A 1,010-nucleotide genomic window follows, 5' to 3' on the forward strand; every position below is an offset into this window, starting at 1 on the left:
GGTTTGGCGTGGTGGCGGTAGGCTGTTTCGTTGCTGGGGTGTCGTGGGGTGTACCGGATGAAGTGGGAGAGGTCTTCGGGGTAGTGGGCGGGGTTTTGTAGCCACCGGCGGTTCAGGAGGCGGGCGATGGTGGTGTGGAGGGGGTGGGGTTGGCCGGGCCGGGTTCGGTGATAGCGGGCTGAGGGTCGGCGGACGAGGAGCCCGGCCAGGGTGATGGTTTCGGGGTAGGTGATTGCCTCGCGGGCCAGGACTTCCCACAGGGCGGTGTCTGCGTCGCCGATGAGTCGGGTGCGGCCGCGCCAGATCCGTTCGGGCTTGGGGGCCTGGCGGCGCCAGTGTTCGGTGAGCCGGGCTGCCTGGGCGACGGCATCGTCAGCGTCGGGTCCCCAGCGGCGGATCAGCCGTAGGTGGGCGTGGTGTGCGCGGATGATCTCGGGTGTCTGGTGCAGGAGTGCGTGGGTGTGGGGGACGGGTACGCCGTGGAGGGTGTGCGGGCCCAGTGCCCAGGTGCGGTGCCGGGCGCACACGAGGTGGTGGTGGGGGAGGTAGCGCGGGATCGGCTGGGCTTGGCCGGTGCGGGCGATGGTGCAGTGATGGCATCCGATGACGGCCGGCAGGCTGGACGGGCGCATAGCACCTCCCGGGCTTGTCTTTGTGGAGGATCCGCGGTCTCGGTGCTCGGCCCAGCAGGGCAGGGCGCGGGCGAGGCGTGTCTGGGGGATGCCGGTGTATTGGCTGATGCGGGCCCGTGCGCTGGCGTTGAGGTAGAGCTCGGTCGGCGCATGCGGCCCGTGAAGCCGTTTGAGGTCGGGGTAGATCTTGGGGCGGCGTATGCGCAGCCCGTCCAGGAGCTCGATCGGCGTGAGGTGGTGCGCTCTGGCGAGGCGCTCGAGGAACGAGGCGTTGGTCTCGAAGGACAGGGGCCTGACGGGGAACAACGCCCGGTGGGCCAGGTCCGGCAGTGGTCGGGTCATGTCAGCGCCGCGCGGCGGGCTTGGGAGTGTGTTCGG

The 1,010-nt window shown here is 70.3% G+C and carries 1 pseudogene; it reads right to left on the bottom strand.

Annotation, left to right across the window (positions count from 1 at the left end):
* Positions 1-974 (bottom strand): annotated as a pseudogene (locus tag ACFVX9_RS39740) (hypothetical protein); the annotation flags it as partial.
* Positions 975-1,010: the final 36 nt, after the last annotated feature.

The sequence above is a fragment of the Kitasatospora sp. NPDC058243 genome, from assembly GCF_042882025.1.
In the GTDB taxonomy this organism is placed as follows: domain Bacteria; phylum Actinomycetota; class Actinomycetes; order Streptomycetales; family Streptomycetaceae; genus Kitasatospora.